This is a genomic window from Achromobacter sp. ISS7, from assembly GCF_056523125.1.
Window position 1 is genome coordinate 3,121,884 of record NZ_JAWRZD010000001.1, and the last position, 19,648, is coordinate 3,141,531.

6 protein-coding genes are annotated in these 19,648 nt (G+C 70.8%); all 6 read right to left on the reverse strand.

Features of this window, described 5'->3' with window-relative positions; genetic code table 11:
* Positions 1-10: 10 nt before the first annotated feature.
* The gene (locus tag AC1HFW_RS14020; protein WP_479283917.1) at positions 11-1,711 is read right to left on the reverse strand and encodes a putative porin; all 1,701 of its coding nucleotides are present in this window, start codon (positions 1,709-1,711) and stop codon (positions 11-13) included.
* A gap of 36 nt (positions 1,712-1,747) precedes the next feature.
* Positions 1,748-2,461: a TonB C-terminal domain-containing protein gene (locus AC1HFW_RS14025; protein ID WP_006390100.1), complete on the reverse strand. Its 714-nt coding sequence runs from the start codon at positions 2,459-2,461 to the stop codon at positions 1,748-1,750.
* 17 nt (positions 2,462-2,478) lie between these two features.
* Positions 2,479-2,898: an ExbD/TolR family protein gene (locus AC1HFW_RS14030; RefSeq protein WP_054431806.1), complete on the reverse strand. Its 420-nt coding sequence runs from the start codon at positions 2,896-2,898 to the stop codon at positions 2,479-2,481.
* Between the two features lie 13 nt (positions 2,899-2,911).
* On the reverse strand, positions 2,912-4,834 hold the full coding sequence (locus AC1HFW_RS14035; RefSeq protein WP_479283920.1) for a DUF2341 domain-containing protein: 1,923 nt from the start codon (positions 4,832-4,834) through the stop codon (positions 2,912-2,914).
* A 37-nt stretch (positions 4,835-4,871) separates the two neighbouring features.
* Positions 4,872-6,488 (reverse strand): ShlB/FhaC/HecB family hemolysin secretion/activation protein, encoded by a 1,617-nt coding sequence (locus AC1HFW_RS14040; protein WP_006390103.1) that lies wholly within the window; start codon positions 6,486-6,488, stop codon positions 4,872-4,874.
* Between the two features lie 320 nt (positions 6,489-6,808).
* A complete protein-coding gene (locus AC1HFW_RS14045; protein ID WP_479283922.1) occupies positions 6,809-19,501 on the reverse strand; it encodes a filamentous haemagglutinin family protein in 12,693 nt (4,230 codons plus the stop codon).
* Between the last annotated feature and the right edge of the window lie 147 nt (positions 19,502-19,648).

Sequence of the window (19,648 nt, forward strand, 5' to 3'; positions counted from 1 at the left end):
GTCCATGGCCTCAGAACCTGGCGTTGATCTCGAACTGCATCGTGTCGATGGACAGCGGCGCGCCGTAGATCTCGCGCGTGCTCATCCAGCGCAGGACGCCGTACACGTTCTTGTCGAAGGCATAGCCGCCGCCGATGTAGTAGCCGCGGGCATTGGTGCCGCCCTGGTGGAACGACGAATCGTTGAAGGCGTCGGGCAGCGCATCCGGCTGGATGTACTTGTAGCCAACGAAGGCCAGCCAGTCGCCCTTTTCCTTCAGGTCATACGATCGGCCCAGCGTGGCCTGCAGCATCCAGGCGTTGGGGCCGCTCTCGACTTCGCCATTCTCGCCGAAGTTGTTGACGATGTTGCCTTCCGAACGCTTCCACATCTTGCCCTTGCTGTAGGCCAGGTTGCGGATGTAGTTGGCGTTCAGGCGCAGGCCCAGGCCGTCGAACACGCGCGTGTCCCAGCGCAGGTTCAGGTCCAGCAGGTCGAACTTGGACGCCAGGCCGACGTACTGCGGCTGCGGCGTGTTGGCCGGATCGAGCGGGTTGGAGGTGATGTTGCGCAGCAGGAACAGCGTGTTGCCCTTCTGCATGAAGGCCGGACGCGACCAGTCCGTGTCGCAGTTTTCCTGGCCGGCCCACGGCGAGCAGGCGCTGGAGCGCTTGCCGGCGATGTTGTCGAAGTGGTAGTAGGCCAGCGCGCCGCGCACGCTGTTGCGGTTGTCGATCTTCCAGTCGGCGCCGGCCTGCGCGGCCAGCAGCCACTTGTCCTCGCTCTTGCCTTCCGAGAACGACGAGGAGTTCCAGCCGTTCGAGCCGTACTCGGTCGAGAACGCGCCCAGGGTGCCGAACAGCGTCACGTCGCGGCCTTCCAGCGGCTGCTTGAAGATCGCGGCGATGCCGTCGAAGTTCAGGTCGTTCGAGAACAGCATGTCGGTGGACTCGAACGGATTGGCGATGCGCCCGCCCGTGACCGTGGCCCACTTGGCGGGGCGGTAGGTCAGGTAGGCCTGGTCCAGCCAGATGTCCTTCTTGCCCATGCCGCCGCCCAGGGTCTGCGAGGTCGAGACCGGGCTGTCGTCGCTGCCGGTGGCCAGGCGGATGCCGGCCGACCAGGATTCCGAGATCTCGGCGCGCACGCCCAGGCGGGCGCGGATGCGCAGCTGGTTGCGGCGATCCTCCCGCGTGTTCAGCATCGGCGGGTAGTTGTTGTTGGTGTTGCGGTTCAGGTCGTACGGACCCTTCGAATTGAGCTTGGCGAAATCGACGATTTCATTGCTGTTGCTGCCCGAGTACAGGCGCGATTCGTCGCGCACGCGCACGTCGCCGTCGATGGTGATGCGCGACACCCAGTCGGGGAAGGTGTTCGGCTGGGCCCAGTTTTCTTCCTTGGCCTGCACCATGACTTCCGCCTTGACCTCGTCGCGGATCTGGTCGCGCACGGTCTGCGGGATGTAGGGCACGCGCACGTCGCCGGCCTGGGCCACGGCGCCGCCGCGGTCCTGCGGCGCGGCGCGGGCGGCCTTGGCCTCGGCTTCGGCCTGGGCCACCAGGGCTTCGGCCTGGTCCGCCTTGAGCACGCCCTGCTGCACCAGCAGGCGGATCAGGTTGATGGTGGCGTTCTCGGACGGGGCGGGCGCGGCGGTGGCGGCGCCGGGCAGCGCGGCGGCGCCCGCCGCGGCCAGGGCCAGCGATGCCGCCAACCGGTTCAATTGGAACTTCATTCTCTTGGCACTCCAGGATCGGTTCAATTCAGCACTTCAGGAGGGGCGGCGGCCGGTCAGCGATGCCCGGATCGGCATGCTGGCCGAGGCCGGCGGACGTTCATCCAGGCCCGGCACCGCGCGCAACGCCGCCACCACGCGGGCGTCGACGTCGGCATCGCCGCTGGAACGGGTCAGTTCGACACGCGTGATCTGGCCGCTGGCCGTGAGCCAGATGTTGGCTTGCAGGCGGAAGGTCAGATTGCGCGTGCGCTCGTCTTCGCGCAGGATCTTCTGCAGCGCGTAGGCGAGGTACTGGCTGTAGGTGGCGTTGCCGGCGCGGCCACCGCCGCCGCCCGCCATGCCCTTGCCCTGGCCGGCGCCGATGTTGAAGGCGTCGCTGCCCGCCTGGGCATCGCCGTCGATCTGCATCGGGTTGGCCAGGTCGTCGGACGGACGCGGCGGCGCCTCGTCTTGCGGCTTGGGCGGTTCGGGCGTGGGCTGCGGCTCGGGTTCGGGCGTGGCCACCGGCTCTTCCTTGGGCTGCTCGGGCTCCGGCGGCTTTTCCGGCTCGGGCGGCGGCGGCGGAGGCGGCGGCAGCGGGATGATCGCGGTGACCTTGGGCGCGTCGCGGCGCACCCCGGCCATGTCGTTGGCCCAGCGCCAGAGCGCGTAGGCGGCCGCGATCAACACCACTGCCACCGCCGCCAGCTTGAGCCAGCGGCGCGCGGGATGGGGGGTGCGCGGGGAATCGGATGCGTGGTGCGGCATGACAGTCGCCTCGGCCCCTATTTCGGCTTGCCGGTGACCAGCCCGACCTGGGCCAGTTCCAGCCGGCGCAGCAGGTCCAGCACTTCCACCACCTTCTGGTACTGCACGGCGGAGTCGCCGCGCACGATCACCGGAAAGTCGGGATTCAGTGCCTTCTCCGTGCGCAGCCGGTCTTCCAGCTCGGGCAGGGTCACCGGGTAGGCGTCCAGGAACACCTGGCCCGCGTCGTTGACGGAAATCGCCTTGGTCTTGGGCTGCGACAGGGCGATGGACGAGCTGGCCTTGGGCAGGTTGACCTTGATGCCGGCGATCTGCGCCGTGGCGGTCAGGATGAACATGACCAGCACGACCATCAGCACATCGACCAGCGGCGTGATGTTGATACCGTCCACGGGCGCGTCGTCGTCATCGTCCTGGGAAGCGGATACGGAAGCCATGGCAATCCTCTCCTTATGCTTCGGCGGCGGCCGGCTGCGCGTCGCGCACGGCCGGACGGCTGGCGGCGGGCGCGCGGGCGGCGCTGTGGTGGGCGGCTTCCTGGGCCTGGCTTTCGCCATGCACTTCGGCCAGGCGCGTCACGAATTCGTCGACGAACACGCGCATGTCGGCGCTGACTTCCTTGTTGCGCGAGATCAGGCGGTTGTAGCCAAACAGCGCCGGGATGGCGACGAACAGGCCCATGGCGGTGGCCAGCAGCGCGGCGGCCATGCCCGGGGCGATGGCGTTGATGTTCACGTCACCGGCCATGGCGGTGCCCAGGAACACCACCATGATGCCCAGCACCGTGCCCAGCAGGCCGATGTACGGGCCGCCGGCGATGGCGTTGGACAGCACGCCGAGCTTGGCGCCCAGCAGCTGGTTTTCCTTGGTGCGCACGGCATCCAGCGACGCGCGGATGGCCTCGATGGTGGCGGCCGAGATCGAGCTGGTGTCGGCGCCCTGCTCGCGGCGGGTGCGGATTTCATTGATGGCCACGCGGTACAGGCGCCACAGCGAGGCGTGCTCCAGGCGGGTGGCCAGGGCCTTGTCGTCGGCCAGCAGTTCCAGGCGCTGGCCGACCTTGGCGAAGGACTCGCGGAAGACCTCATTGGCGCGGGCCACGCGGGCCACGTTGCGGCTCTTGCGGATCATGATGATCCACGACTGCACCATCATCAGCACCAGGATGGCGATGATGACCCAGGCGTCGATCGGCACCGCCTTGAGCAGGAAGCCCAGGCCGCCGAAGCCGAAGCCCGACTGTTCCTCGTCGCTGCCGTAGGCCACCAGGCGCGATTCGGCGCCCTGCGAGATCGCGTCGGCCAGGATCAGCGCGGCGGGACGGGCGATGCGCGACAGGCGCACTTCGTCGATGGCGCCGACGAACGGCGCGTACACGTGCGGCGCCGGGGCGGCGGCCGCTTCGGCCGGCGCGGCGGCTTCGCCATTGGCGGGGGTGGCGGCGGGCGCGGCGGCCACGGCCGGGGCCGGCACGTCACCGCCCAGGGCGGCGGGCGTGTTCAGCGGCGGCAGGCTGGCGGCCAGCGACGAGGTGGCGCGGCCGTTCACGTACAGCGTGACGCGGCTGCCGTCGGCCGTCACGGCCAGGTGCTGCCAGGCGGCGGGCGTGAGCGACTGGCCGGGCTGGCTGCGCTGGCCGTTCACTTCGACAAAGGGCACGCCCTGGTTGATCCCGATCAGCAGCGCGTTGCCGGCGTCGCGGCGGGCATACACCAGCTGTTCGCCGGCCGGCTGGTCGGCGCGCACCCAGGCGCTGAAGGTGAAGGCGCCCGCGGCGGGCACGGCCAGCGAGGGGCTGGCGGGCAGCATCAGCGGCGCGCCACCGGCGAATTGCGCGGCGCGGCCGATCACGCCGTCGACCGCGGCGGCCATGGGCGTCTGGGCGTTGTTGCTGTTGCCGGTGGTGTCACGCGGCGGCGCGCCAGCGGCGCCGTCGAAGTGGTAGACCAGCGTGTAGTTGGGGTCGAACGTCAGCTGGCCGTTGGCGGACGCCGGGGCCTTCTGGTTGCCGTAGTACATCCAGATGTCCTGGCGCTGGCCGTCGGCCAGTTCCGGCAGGTCGACCCAGATCAGCGCCATGCCCAGCAGCGGATCGAAGGCTTCCAGCTGGTGGTTTAGCACGGTCTGGTCGTCGCCGGCCACGAAGCGGATGTCGGCGCCCTTCTCGTTGATGCCGTCGAAGGTGAAGTTGCCGGTATGCAGGCGCACCAGCAGCGGCGTGCGGCCCGCGGCGCCGCCCAGCGGCGAGCCTTGCGGCGTGCTGTCGACGGTGATCTGCTTGCGGTACTGCCAGTCAGGCTGCCACCAGGCGTTGGCGGCGGACGGCAGTATGCCGGCCAGCACGGTCAGTAGGAGCATCAATAAGCGTTGCATGGTCAGGACTCCGGGGTAAATACGGTTTCGCGCGCGCTCAGAAGCTGGCGCGGACGCTGAAGTTCAATCGGGGATCGTGTTTCTTGGTGTTGGGGCCGTCCTTGAGCGGATAACCCCAGTCCAGCGAGCCGGACAGCCAGTCCAGCACCTGCAGGCGCGTGCCCAGGCCGACGCTGGCCAGCGAATAGCTGGAATCCTGCTCGGGCAGCGGGTCGCGCAGGCGCAGCGTGGCCGCGTCGGCGAAGGCATAGAAGCGCCATTCGTTGACGTTGCTGCCAAGCCAGCGCGCCAGCGACGGCGTGCGCCACTCGACCGAGCCAAGGAAGCCGTCGTCGCCGGTGCGCTCGGCGGCCAGGTAGCCGCGCACGCTGGTGCTGCCGCCGGCGGAGAATTGCTCGTTCGAGACCAGCGCGCCCGACGACAGCTGGAAGCCGGCGCGCAGGCCCAGTTGCCAGTCGCCGAACAGGTTCTGCGTGTGGGTGCCGTCACCGCGCAGCAGCGCGAAGCTGGGGCTGGCGCGGTAGCGCTTGTCGTCGAATTCCTTCCAGTCGCTGCCCAGGCCGAAGAACGAGCGGCTGGCGCCGACGATCGACAGGCCGACGCTGCTCTGCGAGGCCTCGGAATAGCGGTAGCCGTTGTACGAGAACGTGAACGGCACGTACTTGAGCGGGATCAGGTCTTCGTTGCCGCCAAAGCGCGTGGTCTCGTCGAACTTCTTGTAGTCCAGGCCGACCGACAGCGAGTTGTACCAGTCGCCCTGCGGCGCCATGGTGTAGATGGCGCTCATGCCGAACGAGTAGCCCTTGCCCAGCACGTTGGTGCCGCCGATGGTGGCGACGTTGCTGTCGCTCTTGTAGCCGGTGAACTGCAGGCTCCATTGCTTGTCCAGCGGCATCGAGTACGAGCCGGACCAGACCTTGGCGTTGTCGGTTTCCTGCGGCGCGGTGAAGAACGTCAGGCTGACCGAATGGCCCAGCTGCCACAGGTTGTCGTAGCCCAGCGATGCCGTGCTGCGCAGGCGCGTGGTGTCGGCGCTGTAGTCGTTGTTCAGACCCAGGCTGGCGTGCCAGGGATTCTTGTCCTCGACCTTTAGGTCGACGTCCATGGTGCCCGGGATGCGGCCTTCCTTGACCAGCGGCACCACCTGGCGGCTGGCGCCCTTGTTCAGGTTGGTCAGCTCGGCCTGCGCCTGGTTGAAGTTGGGCACCTCGCCTTCCTGCAGCGCCGGCACCTCGTCGCGGATGGTCAGCGGCGAATAGTGCTTGGCGCCCACCACGCGCACGCGGCCGACCTTGGTTTCGGCGACCTGCAGGAACACGATGCCGTCGGCCACCTGCTGCTCGGGCAGGTCGACGTACACGGACTGGTAGCCGCGTTCCTGGTAGACCGTCTGCAAGGCCTCGCGCGCCGACTCGATGTCGGCCAGCGTGCGGTCCGGCCCCAGGTAGGGATAGACGGCCTTCTCGATATCGCGCGCGTCCAGCACGGTGTTGCCGCGCACGATGTATTCGTTGATGTTGACGCGACGCGCCTCCTGCGCGGCCGGCGCCGGCTGCGCCCAGGCCACGTTCGCGGCCAACGCCAGCACCACCGCTCCCGGCGCGCTGCGCATCATGGCGCGCAGCGCGCCGCCCCTGCTCTCGAAATCATGCATAGCGATGCACTCAGTTCCTTGTGTGATAGCCGGTCTGGCACCGGCCGCTACCGTGCAGCGCGCTTGCGACAATCCTGTTACGGCTTTCTGCCCGCATACCCGCGTCTACAGCTTCTGCTTGTTACTAGACGTTCCCGGACGGCGCGGACTGCGCGTTGTAAGAAAAATTTCATGAAACAGCGCGGCCCCGGGGAAAAGGTGCGCAAGAAAGAATCAGGGCCCGGCTTTCGCCGGGCCCTCATGCGCTTTTCGCACGTCGTCTTGATGACGGCGGCATGACAACCGGCCGGCTTTTTGCCGACCGGTTGCAACCCCGGGGGTCAGCCGCCGCTGTCCACGCCCTGCACCTGCACCACGCCGTCGGGACGGTAGGACGGGGTGGCCGCGCGCGGCTGCGGCGTCGCGCCCGCGCCGGCCATCGGCTCCTCGCCATAGCCCAGGATCTGCACGTTGATGACCGACGGCTGGTTCTGCCGCGACTGCTGGCGGGCGCGCTGCACCGAGTCCTCGGCCGCGCCGGACGCGGCCGAGGACGCCGCGCTGGCCGAGGACAACGCGCCGGTGTTGACCACCGCCGTCACCGGGATGCCCTTGCTGTCGCCCTGCACCTGGATGTTGGCCGCGTTGACCACGTGCAGCGCCGCGACGTTGACGTTGCCCGACACGCGGATGCCGGCCTCGCCCGCGTCGATGGTGCCCAGCGGCGCGATCAGGTCGACGTCGCCCGCCGGCACTTCGGCGATCGGCGCCAGCGTGGCGATGCCGGCGCCGGTGGAAGGCGCCGTCGGCGCCAGGGTGACGTTGCCCAGGGCGTCGTAGACGCGCTTGGGCGGCGTGTAGATCACCGTGGTCTTGGCGCCGCGGCCGGCGTTGATGTCGCCCTCGGCCGACCATGCCTGGATGTGGCCGCCGAAGGTGGTCATGATGCGGCTCTGTCCCAGCAGCACGCTGCCCAGCGCGTACAGCTGGATGTCGCCCTGCCCCTGCGTCACCACGCCCGCCGTCGCCGGCGGCGCCGCGCCCTCGATGCCCAGCACCTGCTGTCCGCCCGGCGTCAGCAGCTGGATGTCGCCGCCGAACTGCGTGCGCAGGCCGGCGCCGCCGTACATGGTGAAGTCGCCCTGGTACAGGCGCAGCGCGCCCTCGGCGCCGGTCTGCGGGAACAGCGCCGCGATGGCGCGGCGGCCGCGCAGGTAGCTGCCGCTGCGCGGGCCGTCCTGGTCGTTGTACTCGCGGCCGCCCTTGCGCAGTTCGGCGAAGTACAGCTGGCGCGCATAGATGCCCTGCTGTTCGGACGCCAGGGCATCCAGCGCGGCGCGCGCGCCGTCCTCGCCGCCGTCGTAGCCATGATGCGCGCGCAGCCAGTTGACCAGGTGCAGCTCGCTTTCCTGGCGATAGTCCTGCATCAGGTCGCGGCGCTTGCGCGACGGATCGGCCGCCACCTCGGCATCCAGCTGTGCCTGGCGCTGCGCCAGTTCGGCCGCCGCGCCCGACTCGTCGCCCTGGTAGCCATACACCTGGCGCAGCCAGCCGGCCAGCGACAGCTCGCCGGCGTAGGATTGCACTACGCCGTCCGGATTGGCGCCCAGCGTCTGGCCGGCGGCCAGCGCCCGCGCCGGGTCCAGGTAGCGCGCCAGCAGGCCGGCGTAGTCCGGCCCCTGCGGGCCGACGCCCGCCAGCACGGCAACGCTGGCGCCGGGGCGCGCGTCGCCGCGCACGATGGCGCCGACGCTGACGATGCTGGCCACGTCGTCCTGGCGGATGTTGCGGCCCGCCTGCACCAGCAGCGTGCCAGGGCCGGCCACCTTCAGATCGGCCTGCAAGATGTCGCGCCCGGCGATCACCTGCGACAGGTCGTTGGCGTTGCTGTGCAGGCCCAGCGCGCTCATCCCGAGGATGTCGCGTCCCGCCCGCACCGAGACCGGCAATGCGGCCTCGTACCAGGTCAGCACGGTTCTGGACCGGCCCTGCAGGCTGGTTGTCGCGAGCCGCGTCTCGGCGCCGGTGCGCAGGCCGACGATATCGCCATTCACGGCATGGAAACGCGCCACCTCTCCCTCCCCCTGACGCGGCGAGGCATCCAGCGGCGTGTTGGGCCCGAACACGAACAGGGGCTTGGGCGAGTTCTGCCAGATCCCGTTGCCTTCGACAGAGATATTGGAAATCGTCTGGGTGTTGTTCTCGCCGCCATTGACGGCCATGAAGCCGGGGCGCCACGGTGTCGGCAGTGGCGTGTCCGCGCCCGATATCGACACCGCATGGGCGCCCGCGGCGAAGATCGAGCCGCCGGCCAGCATCGACAATTCACCGCTGGAAGACGGCGCCAGCAACAGCACGTGATTGACGTTTTCCGCATCGCGCGCGGTGGCGGCCAGGATGATATTGCCGCCGGCCGCCGTCACGCCAAGCTTGGACGGATAGAGGTAGCTCATCTGCCGCGGCCCGCCGAGCCGGGTCGTGTCATCGGTCAGCAGGTCCGTGCCCGGCTTGAAGGTATTGTTGGTGGTCAGCGGCGTCAGGTTGCCGCCCGCCGAGAACAGGTCGATGGCCGTGGCCGGCGTCCACAACGTGAACCAGCTTTCGGCGCCGCCGCCCTTGGACAGGCTGCCCTGGACATAGGGGCTGGTGTTGATCTGGTACACACGGCCGGGATCCGGCGCATCGGCCAGCACCAGGTCGCCGCGCGTATCCAGCGAGGCCACGGCATCGCCCAGCAGCAGGCGCGGTCCGCCCATGGGCTTGCCGCCGCCCACCGCGGACATATCGGGCGCACGCAGCTGAGCGCCGTCGCCATAGAACAGCGAGATGCCGCCGACGCGGCCCGCCGTCAACGCCAGTTGCCCGCGCAGATTGACCAGCAGCCCGTTCAGATCGACATCCTCGAAGTTGCCGGCATAGCCGGTGCCCGTGCCCGCGGTGCCGTCGGTCTGCTGCATCGCGCGCAGATTGGGGTTGTAGGCGCCACCGATGCGCAGGTCCATATCGCCGCCGCCGGTCAATACCAGGTCGCCACCGACCACCCGGCCGGTGCCGGCCACCACCGCCACCAGGGCCTGCGAACGGCCGGATGCCAGATTGTTATTGAGCAGGGCGTCGCCGCGCGCATCGCGCACGCCCGCATCGCGTCCGGCGCTGATGCTGAGATTGCCGCCGCCCAGGGTGCCGAAGCCGGTGAAACCCACCACGCGGGGCTGCTCGCGGTTGGTGACCGAATTGCTGGCATACGCGCCGAAGTTGATCCACCAGCTCGACGCGATGTCCGTCACGCCCGGCATGCCCACGCTGCCCTGGCGCCACAGCCAGTTGCTGACCGCCGCGCTGGGATACTTGGAGAAGTCGGCGTCCTGGCTGCCGTAGGGCTGGGCGTTCATGGAATTCTTGCTCCATGCGTCGCCATAGATGTCGCGGCCGGCCGCCACGGTCAGGTTGCCGCCCTGGTCCGGGTACCAGGCGCGGTAGGCGGCCAGCGCCGCGTCGTACTTGCCGTCGTACTGGACGGTGCCCAGCACGGCGTCATCGACGGTGGTGCCGCGCGGCAGGTTGAAGCGCGCGTCCAGCGCGGCCCCCAGCGACGAGGGCGCGCCGGCCGTGTACACGCCGTACACCGACGCCATGCCGACGTCGCGCCCGGCCAGCAGCGACATATCGCCCGTGCCGGTGCGCAGCACGCTGAACAGCGGCGCGCGGTCGGCGTAGCGGTAGTCGCGCGTGACGGTGGTCTCGGTGCGGCCGCCGCCTTCACAATAGCTGACCGCCCCGCAGAATTCCTCCTCCGAAACGCCCCACTCGGCCTCCAGCTCCGCCACGTAGCGCCCCTTGCCCGACTCGTCGCCGAACCAGTAGAGCGAACCCGCCGCCGTCAGCTTGCGCTTGCCCGCCTCGCAATAGCCCGTGCCGTTGCAGAAGTCGTCCTCCGTCATGAAGAAGCTTTCGGCAATGGCCTTTGGCGAGGTTCCCAGCAGGGACTGGTCCAGTCCCAACTCGTCGATGGCGAGCTGCGTCAGCCCGCGCTCGCCGATGAAGACATTGGTGACGGTCTTGTTGCCGAAGCCCAGCCGGCCGTAGTGCGTGTCGGCCAGGATGATGTCGCCCTGCCCGTCCGGCCGGCGCGCCGCCATGTCGGCCGCCATCAGGTCGGCGCCCGCCACCGCCATCAGGCTCCAGGCGCTGGCGCCCTCGCCCAGCATCGGCGCCAGGGCCCAGTTGCGGCCCTGCCGGCCGTCCGGGCCGACGGGACGCAGGTTGATGGGTTGATGGCCCGGCAGTTCGATGAAAGTCTGCGACGGGATCAAAGAACCGCGCGCCAGGTCCAGGCGCGCGCTGGCCTTGAGAGCCGCCGGCAGCGCCACGCCCTTGGGCCAGGTGAAGGCCTGCAGCGCCGCCTCGTTGCGCAGCGTGAAGCCCACGCCCAGGCGGACGCCCGCGCCCAGCGTCAGCGCCTCCTGCAGCACCGAGCCGGCGCGCAGCACGCGGCCGTCGGCCAGCGTCAGGTCGCCGGTCAGCACCAGGCCGGCGGGCAGCGCCAGCGGGCCGTTCAGCGTCGCCGCCATCGGCAGCACGGTGCCGGCCGGCAGCGTGGCGGCCTGCGCCGGCAGGTCGTAATTGAGCGCCCGGCCGGCCGGGAACACCGTGCCCGTTTCCAGCTGAACGCCATCGATGGGCACCACCAGATCCTCGCCGAACGGCGTCTGGCCATTGCCCAGGAAACGCCCTTCGACCAGCTTCCAGCCGCTGTCGTCGATCGTCTCGGGCGGCGGCGCGAAGCCGTCGTTGATGCTGCCGTGGATGGCCAGGTCGCCGCCGGCGCGCAGCACCAGCTTGCCGGGCTCGCCGTAGCCGCGCAGCGCGGCCACCGTGCGGTTGGCGTTGGGGCCGTAGCGGTAGTTCGACAAGTCGATGTCGCCCGACACCGTCAGGTTGCCATCGGGCGTGGCGCTGACGATCTCGACGCCGGGGCGCAGGTGGTACGGGCCCAGGGCCGCCAGGCGGGCGGTCAGCGCGCCATTGCCGAGCGCGGCGTTCATGTAGGCCAGGCTCTCGCCGTCGATGCCGTCCAGGTAGGCCTGCGTGATCAGCTGCGGCGTCTTGCCGCTGACGTCGGGCTTGGGCGCCAGCGGCGCGTCGTCGTAGCGGCGGAAGGCGTTCACGGCGACGGTCTTGGCGCCCAGGATCTGCGGCGTGCCCGTGATGCGGATGGCCACGTCATTGGCGCCGTCGCCGGAGCCGGCAATGGCGCCGCGCTCGCCGCCGCCGCCCAGGCGGCGGGCGTTCAGGTCGAGCGTGCCGAGCTGGCGGCCGCCCAGGCGGCTCGGGTCGTCGGTGCCGGCGCGCAGGTCGAAGCGCGCGCCGGCGTCCAGCGCCAGCATGCCGTCGCGCGAGGTCAGTTCGATGATGGCGCGGTTGGCGGCGTCGATCACCTTGCCATAGCTGTCCAGGCGCAGGCGCGCGCCATGCGTGTCCAGCAGGCCGTTGATGCGCAGGTCGTCACGCGCCGCCAGGCGGATGTTGCCGACCTGGCGGCCGCTGGCGTCGATGCGGCCATTGATGGTCAGGCTGCCGCCGTCGACGCTGATCTCGACCACGCGCGCCCGCAACTCGTCGCCCACCACCAGGTCGCCCTGCTTGAGCTGGAAGCGGCGGGCGCCGCTGACGCCGCCCTGGTTCAGCCGCTGATTCAGCCCGGCGAAATCCGCCAGCGTCTGCGCGCGCAGGGTGATCTCGGCGCCGTCATAGGGCACGCGCGTGCCGCCGGCGTCGTGCTCGCCGCTGGCCCCGCCCAGGATGACGCCGTCCAGCGCCATGTGGCCGCCGGCCGCGCCCAGCGCCAAGGCCTGCATGCGGCCGCCGCGCTGGTTGCGCGCCGACAGGTCGATGACCGACCCGACCGCCTGCGTGATATTGCCCGTCACGCTATTGAGTTCAAGGTCGCCGCCCCAACTGTAGCGGGTGGTATCGAACGCCGTGAAGGCGCGCCCCGCCAGGTCGATGCGCGCCCCCGCGCCCAAGGTGATGTCGCCATCGGCCTTGACGGTCAGCTTGCCCGACGGCAGCGCCACGGTCGAATCCAGCGCGACGCGCTGCGCCTTCAGATCGAGCGTGGCGCCCAGCACGTCGCGGGCGGGCGCCACGGCGCCGGTGCCCGCCAGCGCCAGCGTGCCGCCGGCGCGCAACGCCAGCGTCGCGCCCGCCTCTCCGGTCAACAGCGGCGTGCGCAGCGTCAGATCGCCGCCCTGGTAGCGCCAGCCTTCTTGCGCCACATAGCCGTTCTGTTTGTGATAGACGTGCAGGCTGCCGGTCGACACGCCCGTGATCATCTGGGCGGCCTCCAGGTTGACCGCGGCAAAGCCCAGCGCCAGCCGGTTGGCCGGCACCAGCGAGGCCGGCACCGTGTAGGGCGAGTAGTCGAAGCGGATGACATCGGCCGCGATGGTCAGGCTGCCGTTGCCCAGGCGATCCAGCACCGCGCCGCCCGGCGCCGCGGGCTGGTCGTAGCCCAACGGCACGTTGCCGGCCGTCGAGGCCCTGACCGAGCCGGCCCAGACGAATTCCGACGCACTGATGCGCGCCGTGTCGCCCGCCGCGCCATAGCCATACACGGCCGGCGCGCCCAGCACCAGCCGCCGCAAGGCCGAGGGACCGGCCGCGGCGCGGGTGTCCAGCGTCACCGCGCCATACACGTTGATGGATTCGGCGGCATTGAAGATCAGGCTTTCCAGCGCGGGCGCGCCCAACGCCGTATTGCCGCGCAGCAGCCGCGCCAGGGCATCCTGGTCCAGCGCCAGTCCGGGCGGCAATTGTCCTGCCGCAGCCGCCTGGGCCAGCGCCTGCGGCGAGCCCAGGTTCAGGCCGGACACGCTCAGCATCAGGTTGCGCGTGCCGTACTCGACGTTGTCGCGCAAGATGAAGGCGCCGTTGGTGGCCGCGCCCAGGGTGCCTTCCGACACCAGGCGCGTGGTTCCCGAGCAGACGCCCGCGCAGGCGCCGATGTCGATGGCCACGCGGCCGTCTTGCGTCGGCGGCCGCAGGTTGACCAGCCCATTGGACAGGACCAACGCGCCGTTGGTCTGGACCGAATAGTAATAGCCGCCACGCGCGTCCTGCGGCGCCGGCCCCAGCCCGACGGTGGACAGGACGGCCCCCTGCTCGATGGTGATATTGCCGTTGTTGGGCGAGACCAGCGCGATCTCCGGCGCGTACAGGCTGGCGCCGCCGCGCACCAGCACGCGCTGGGCGTCGCCGGCCAGGCTGATCGCGCCGAGCGAATCGGCTTGGGTGGAGGCGCCTATCGCGCCCCCCAGCACCATGCGGGCCGGACGCAAGGCGTTGAGCGCGTCCGCGGAGACGGCCACGCCAGGGCCCGCCAGGGCCGGCGCCTGCCCCGGGCCCAGGATTTCCAGGCCGCCGCCCCGCACGTCCACGGCCAGGGTGCCGCCCGCGCCGGTGCTGCCCGGCGCCGCGGAGAAGCGCGCCTCGCCGCCGAACGACAGGGCCGGCGTGCCTTCGCGGCCCGCGCCAGGCGTCAGCTTCAGGCGCAGCATGCCCGCGTCGGCCAGCTGCATCGGCAACGGCGTGCCGGTGCGCGCCGCGTTGGCCACCAGGAAGGCGTTGTACGAGGTCTCGTTGTATTGCGCGTGGCGCCGCACCACGTCGCCCGGCGTCACCAGCAGCTGGCTGGCGGGCACCGCGCCCGGGTTGACGCCCGGCGCCGTCATCCGGCCCGTGGTCACCCAGGAGCCGCCGCGGGTCGGCGCGGCCTGCGCGGCGTCGAACACGCCCGGCGCGCCTGCCTCGACGCGGAACGCGCCCGGCAGCATGGCGAAATTGGCGGGCAACAGCGTGTAGGTGCCGGGCGGCAGGCCCGGCACGCCGGCGCCGATGGTGACGCGCTGGCCGTACGCAGGCATGGCGGCGTCTTTCGTGGCCGGCGCATAGTCGCCGCCGAAGCCGGGCACGATGGCATAGACGGCATTGCCCGACTTGCTGAAACCGAAGCCGGGATTGGCGTCCGCCATGGCGTACTTGAGCACGTCCACCGAGCCGCCGCGTCCGCGCACGAACGCGGCGCCGGTCAGTTCGCCGCCGCCGGACAGGTCCAGCAGCGAGCCGGCGTCGGCCACGATGGATTTCATGTTGATCTGGATCATGCGGGATGGCGCGCCGTTCGTGTCATTGCCGCCCACGCCGGTGGTCCGGATCTCCTGCCCGCCGTACAGGTACTTGATGCCGTCGGTGGTGCCGCCATAGGGCATGACCACCCCCTGGCCGCTGATCGACGTCACGCTGCCGGCCAGGAAACGCACGCTGGACGGCGCGCCTTCGGGCCCCATGAACAGAATCGAGCCGAGCGGCGCGCGCACCACGCCGCCCTGGATGATATTTGGCCCCGACAAGGTCACCGCGCCGAAGGCGGAATACGGCATGTCGGGCATGCCCTCCGTGGCGCGCCGGATCGTCAGCACCGCATCCGGATTCTTCACCGCGCCGCCGCCCCCCTGCCCGTAGTATTCGCCCGCGGCGATCCCGCCGCCACCGCGCGTGGTGGGGTAGATCTGCGCCGCGGTGATGGTCAGGCGGTTGGGCGCGGCCAGCAGCGTATTGCCATTGAAGTCCTGGCCCATGGACACGCCTGTCAGGCGCAGGTCGCCGGTCAGGTTGACCTGGACATCATCGAAGCTGAGCAAATCGCGCATGCCGCGCAGATCCATCATGCCGGCGTCCAGCACCAGGCGATGCCCGCGCTTGAGCCACTGCGGCGTCACCACGCCGACTTGAACCACGCTGTCGGATCCCAGCGGCGGCGCATAGGCTGCGTGATTCAGGAACATGTACGGGGCCGACAGCTGCACCAGGCTGCCGGCGGGCGCGTCCTGGCCCAGCATCAGCGGGCCCGACAGGCGCAGGCTCTGCGGCATGGCGAGCGTCAGGCTGTTCTCGGCCCGCATCGACGCGAACAGCGCCAGGTTGCCGAAGCCGCCGGCCTGGACCTGGTCCACGCCCAGGCCGCCGACGCCGTAGCGCAGGTTGCCGCCGAGTTCGCCCGGACGCAGATCGGCGGACAGCAACGAACCGGCCTGGCGCTGCGCCAGCGTCAATACCCGTGGCGTCAGCACCTCGGCCTCGGCCAGGTTTCTCAGATAGAAGGCGGGCGACAGCGCCACGCCCAGGGTGCCGCCCACCGCGCCCGCTCCGCCCGCCGCGGCGCGCAAGTCGCCGTCCAGGTACAGGCTGTTGGCCGACGCCAGCACGATGCTGCCGCCGTTGTAGGCCAGCAGCGTGGCGCCGCGCCCGGGCAGGTCCACCAGCGCCTGCGCGCCGGATGCGTCCAGCAGCGAGCCGGGACGCAGGATCAGGTGCCGGTCCATCGGCCGGCGCGGGGCGAAGGCGTCGACTTCCCAGTCCAGCATGCCGCCGATCTCGATATTGCCGCCGGCGCGCGCCACGCCGTAGCGGCGGCCGTCGGTGGCCAGCGCGACGTGGCTGTCGCCGGCCACGTCCAGCACCGCGCGCTCGCCGATCCACACCGAACGGCCGTTGGCCTTGGGGGTGTAGTTCTGCTGCGAATCCACCCGCGTATCCAGGATCGAGATCAGGCCGCCCGGCGCCACCAGGCGCCCCAGCACGGTGATCTGGTCGCCGCCGACCAAGCGGATCGACTGGCCCGGATCCACCGCGACCCGCGCGCCCTCGCCGATCTCGAGCACGCCGCCGACGGTCGCGCGGTCCGAGCGCAGCGCCAGGCTGGCGCCGCCGCGCTGGGTCAGCTTGCCGCGCTTGGGATCTTCCGCGTACAGCGGCGGCGTCCACAGCAGCAGGGCCTCGGCCGGGTCGGTGCCCGTCGGCGGCAGCGCGCCGGTTTCACGGCGCATGCGCCATACCGGCATGGCAACGTCGAGATTCGCGCCCTCGGCGACCCGCAGGCCGCCATGGCCGTTGATGTCATAGCTGGCGAAGCCGGCCTGGAACAAGGACGGATCCAGCCGCACGACATTGACCGGCAGGCCGTCGGCCGGACCGCCCAGGACCAGGGTGCCGCCGCTGGCGATGCTCAGGGCGCCGCCGCCATTGACGCCATAGCCGCGCACCACGCCGGCCAGCGACACCTTGCCGCCCGACTCGGCCTGCGTGCTGACCGCATTGGCCTCCAGCGTCACGCTGCCGCCGCGCCCGCCCTGCACCGCGCCGCTGGTCAGCAGCGCCGCGCCCGACGACACATCGATCAGGCTGCCCGCCGCCAGCGCCACGTCGCCGCTGCCGCGCAGCGACACGCGGCCGCCATCGATGACCGCCAGGCCGCGCTGCGCGGCCGGATCCTGCTTCAGGTTGCTCCACACGCCGCGCGCATCCAGCACGACGCCGCCCGCCACGCGCAGCGCGGCCTTGGCACCATTGGCCGGCGGCAACGTGACCTCTTCGAGGCGGCCGCTCTCGCCCGGCTGGCGCAGCGTATTGCCCGCCTGGATCAGGCCGCCACGGCTGACCAGATCGGCGTTGATGTCGATGGTGGGCGCATATAGCGTGATCTCGCCGCCATCGGCGCTGCGCAAGGTGGCATCGACGCTGATGCCACGGCCGGCGGCCAGGCGGATGGCGCCCAGGCCGAAGCCGTTCAGGCGATCGGCATCCAGGGTCAGCTTGCCGCGCAGGTCGGCGGGCAGCGCGTCGGTCAGATCCAGGCCCGCGGAACGCTGCCCCAGGCCCTTGCCCACCGCCACCTCGGCCGCCGTGCCGGTCGCGCCCAGCTGGTAGCGCAGGAAGTTGCCGGCGGTGTCGTAGTACGGTTTGTAGGAGCCCACCACGAACTGCGCCGCGCGCGCCGCGTTGCGGTGCGACTGGCTGTAGCCGTCCTGGCCAGCCACCGGCGCGCGCGTCTGGCGGTCGCCCTGGTAGGTATCGCTGACGAGATCGCCGTCCAGCACCGCGTTGCGGGTCGATATCACCAGCGTGCCGGCGTCGCGGCCCACGGTATAGCCCGATTCGTAGCGAGTCGGCGGCGCGATCAACGGGTTGTAGAAGCGCCGCGTGGCGTTCTCGCCCCAGCGCCGCGACACCGCCTCGTAGCCCCGGTACAGGCCGCTGTAGAGCAGGTCGCCCGGCGCGCGGTCGGCCAGGTACAGGCGGCCGTCCTCGCCGCGCAGCCAGCTCTGGCGGATCTCGCCGCTCTGCACGTCGAGCGTCCCGCCCGACAGATTGATGGCGGAGCCGGCCTGCGTCACCACCTCGGCGCCATCGAAGCGCACCACGCCGCCCTGCGCCAGCCAGTGGCTCACCGGCACGCCCAGCGTGCCCAGATAGCCGCCCACTTCCAGCAGGCCGCCGGCGGTGTACCAGCGGTCGGCGTCGTTGCCACCGCTGCCCGCCGCCAGGCGCACCAGGTCGCGCCGGTCGAGCCACACCTCGCTGTTGTTCAGCAGCTTGCTGTCGCGGTTGACCGGCGCGTCGCGCTGCTCGTTGCCCTGCAGGTTGATCTTGAGGTTGTTGGATTCCATCGACACGATCACGCCGACCGCGCCGCTCACGTCGATGCGCGCGCCGTCGCGCACCAGCGCGCGGCCGTCGGCCTTCACCGCCACCTGGCCGCCGGTGGCCAGCGACAGCGAGCCGCCCTGGAAATCCACGGTGCCCTGGCTGCTGATGCGCAGCAGCGACAGGTCGCGGCGGAATTCGTCGCCCGCCACCAGGGCGGTGTTGCCGCCCACGACGGGCTGCAGCAGGCTGCCGCGCTGGCCGTCCAGCGCGGTGGTCAGGCTGGCGTCCACCAGGATGGCGCTGACCGCGCTTTCGGCCAGCGTCACGGCCGCGCCCGTGCCGCGCGCGTCCAGGTGGATGGTGCCGCGCGCATCCACGGACGTGGTCGACACCAGCACGCCGGCCTGCTCCACGCGCCGCGCGGCCAGGGTGATATCGCCTTGCGGCGCCTGGATCAGGCCGGTGTTGCGCGCCAGGCCGTCGCCGGCCGTCTGCACCTCGTTGCCGCGGGTGGTGGACGCGACATTGCTGTCCGAACCCTGGCCCCGGCGGATGATGAAACTGTCGCCCGCGGCCAGCAGCGCCTGGCCCTGCGGCGTGCTGATCTCGCCGGCGTTGAGCACTTCCTTGCCGGCCAGCAGCACATAGCCGCCGCCGCGCGTGGCGCTGCCGGGCGTGGCGGTGGCCAGGCGCGCGCCGGGCTGCACCTCGATCTTGCCGAGCGCGTCCTGGAAGGTGGCGATGGTGCCGTCGGCGTTGGCGTAGATGCCGCGCTCGCGGAACTGCGCGTCGCTCATGGTGGCGGCCGCGACCACCAGGTTGCGCGCGTTGACCTGGCTGGTGCCGCTGAAGATCACGCCGTTCTGGTTCACCACCAGCACCGTGCCGTCGGCCTTGATCGCGCCCTGGATCTGGCTCGGTTTGGCCGACGCGCCGACCACCCGGTTCAGCACCGCGTCGTCCGCGCCCTGCTTGAATTGCAGCGTGGTGTTGCGGCCAATGTTGAACGTGTCCCAGTTAAGGATCGCGCGCGACTGCGTCTGCTCGATGGTCACCAGCTGGCGTCCGCCTTCGGTGCCGGTGGTGGGCTTGTTCGCGCCTTCCCATTTGGCCTGCGCGCCCTCGGCGATCCACAGGCCGCCGGGCGCCAGGCCGTCCGGCACGCCCCCCCCGTTGGCCGCCGCGGCCGCGCGGGCCGCCGCCTGCGCCGCCTGCTGCGCGGCCACCGCCGCCGCGGTACGGTTCAGGTTGTCCAGCGAACGCTGCAGCTGCTGGCGCGATTGCGCCTGCTGGCGGGCGCTGTTGCCGATGCCGGCCAGGCTGCCATCCGGCATGCGGCCGGTGCGCTGCGCGGTCGACTGCACCGCGTTCTTGTCGGCGAACCAGCCCGGGCTGAAGGCCCGCGCCTGGGCCTGCGCCGCGCCGCTCCAGCCGCCCGCCACCAGCAACACCGCCAACGCCTGGGTCAGCGGCGCCAGGCGCCAGGCGGGACGGCGCGAACGCCGCTGGGGACTGCGGGAAACGAGGGCGTGATTACGGCTGGGCATGACGGCTTTTCCTTCGTGGAATCGGATCTGGCATCTGCAGCGCCAGGACCGGTACGCCGGAAAAAACGGCGACGCGGACCGGGCAGTTCTGCGCATGGGTGCCTAGACCGCTTCAAGCGTCATCGACTGCGCCTTTTCACAAAAAAT

Coding starts and splice junctions, on each gene's coding strand:
- AC1HFW_RS14020 (WP_479283917.1), bottom strand. CDS start 1,711: ATGAAGTTCCAATTGAACCGGTTGGCGGCATCGCTGGCCCTGGCCGCG.
- AC1HFW_RS14025 (WP_006390100.1), bottom strand. CDS start 2,461: ATGCCGCACCACGCATCCGATTCCCCGCGCACCCCCCATCCCGCGCGC.
- AC1HFW_RS14030 (WP_054431806.1), bottom strand. CDS start 2,898: ATGGCTTCCGTATCCGCTTCCCAGGACGATGACGACGACGCGCCCGTG.
- AC1HFW_RS14035 (WP_479283920.1), bottom strand. CDS start 4,834: ATGCAACGCTTATTGATGCTCCTACTGACCGTGCTGGCCGGCATACTG.
- AC1HFW_RS14040 (WP_006390103.1), bottom strand. CDS start 6,488: ATGCATGATTTCGAGAGCAGGGGCGGCGCGCTGCGCGCCATGATGCGC.
- AC1HFW_RS14045 (WP_479283922.1), bottom strand. CDS start 19,501: ATGCCCAGCCGTAATCACGCCCTCGTTTCCCGCAGTCCCCAGCGGCGT.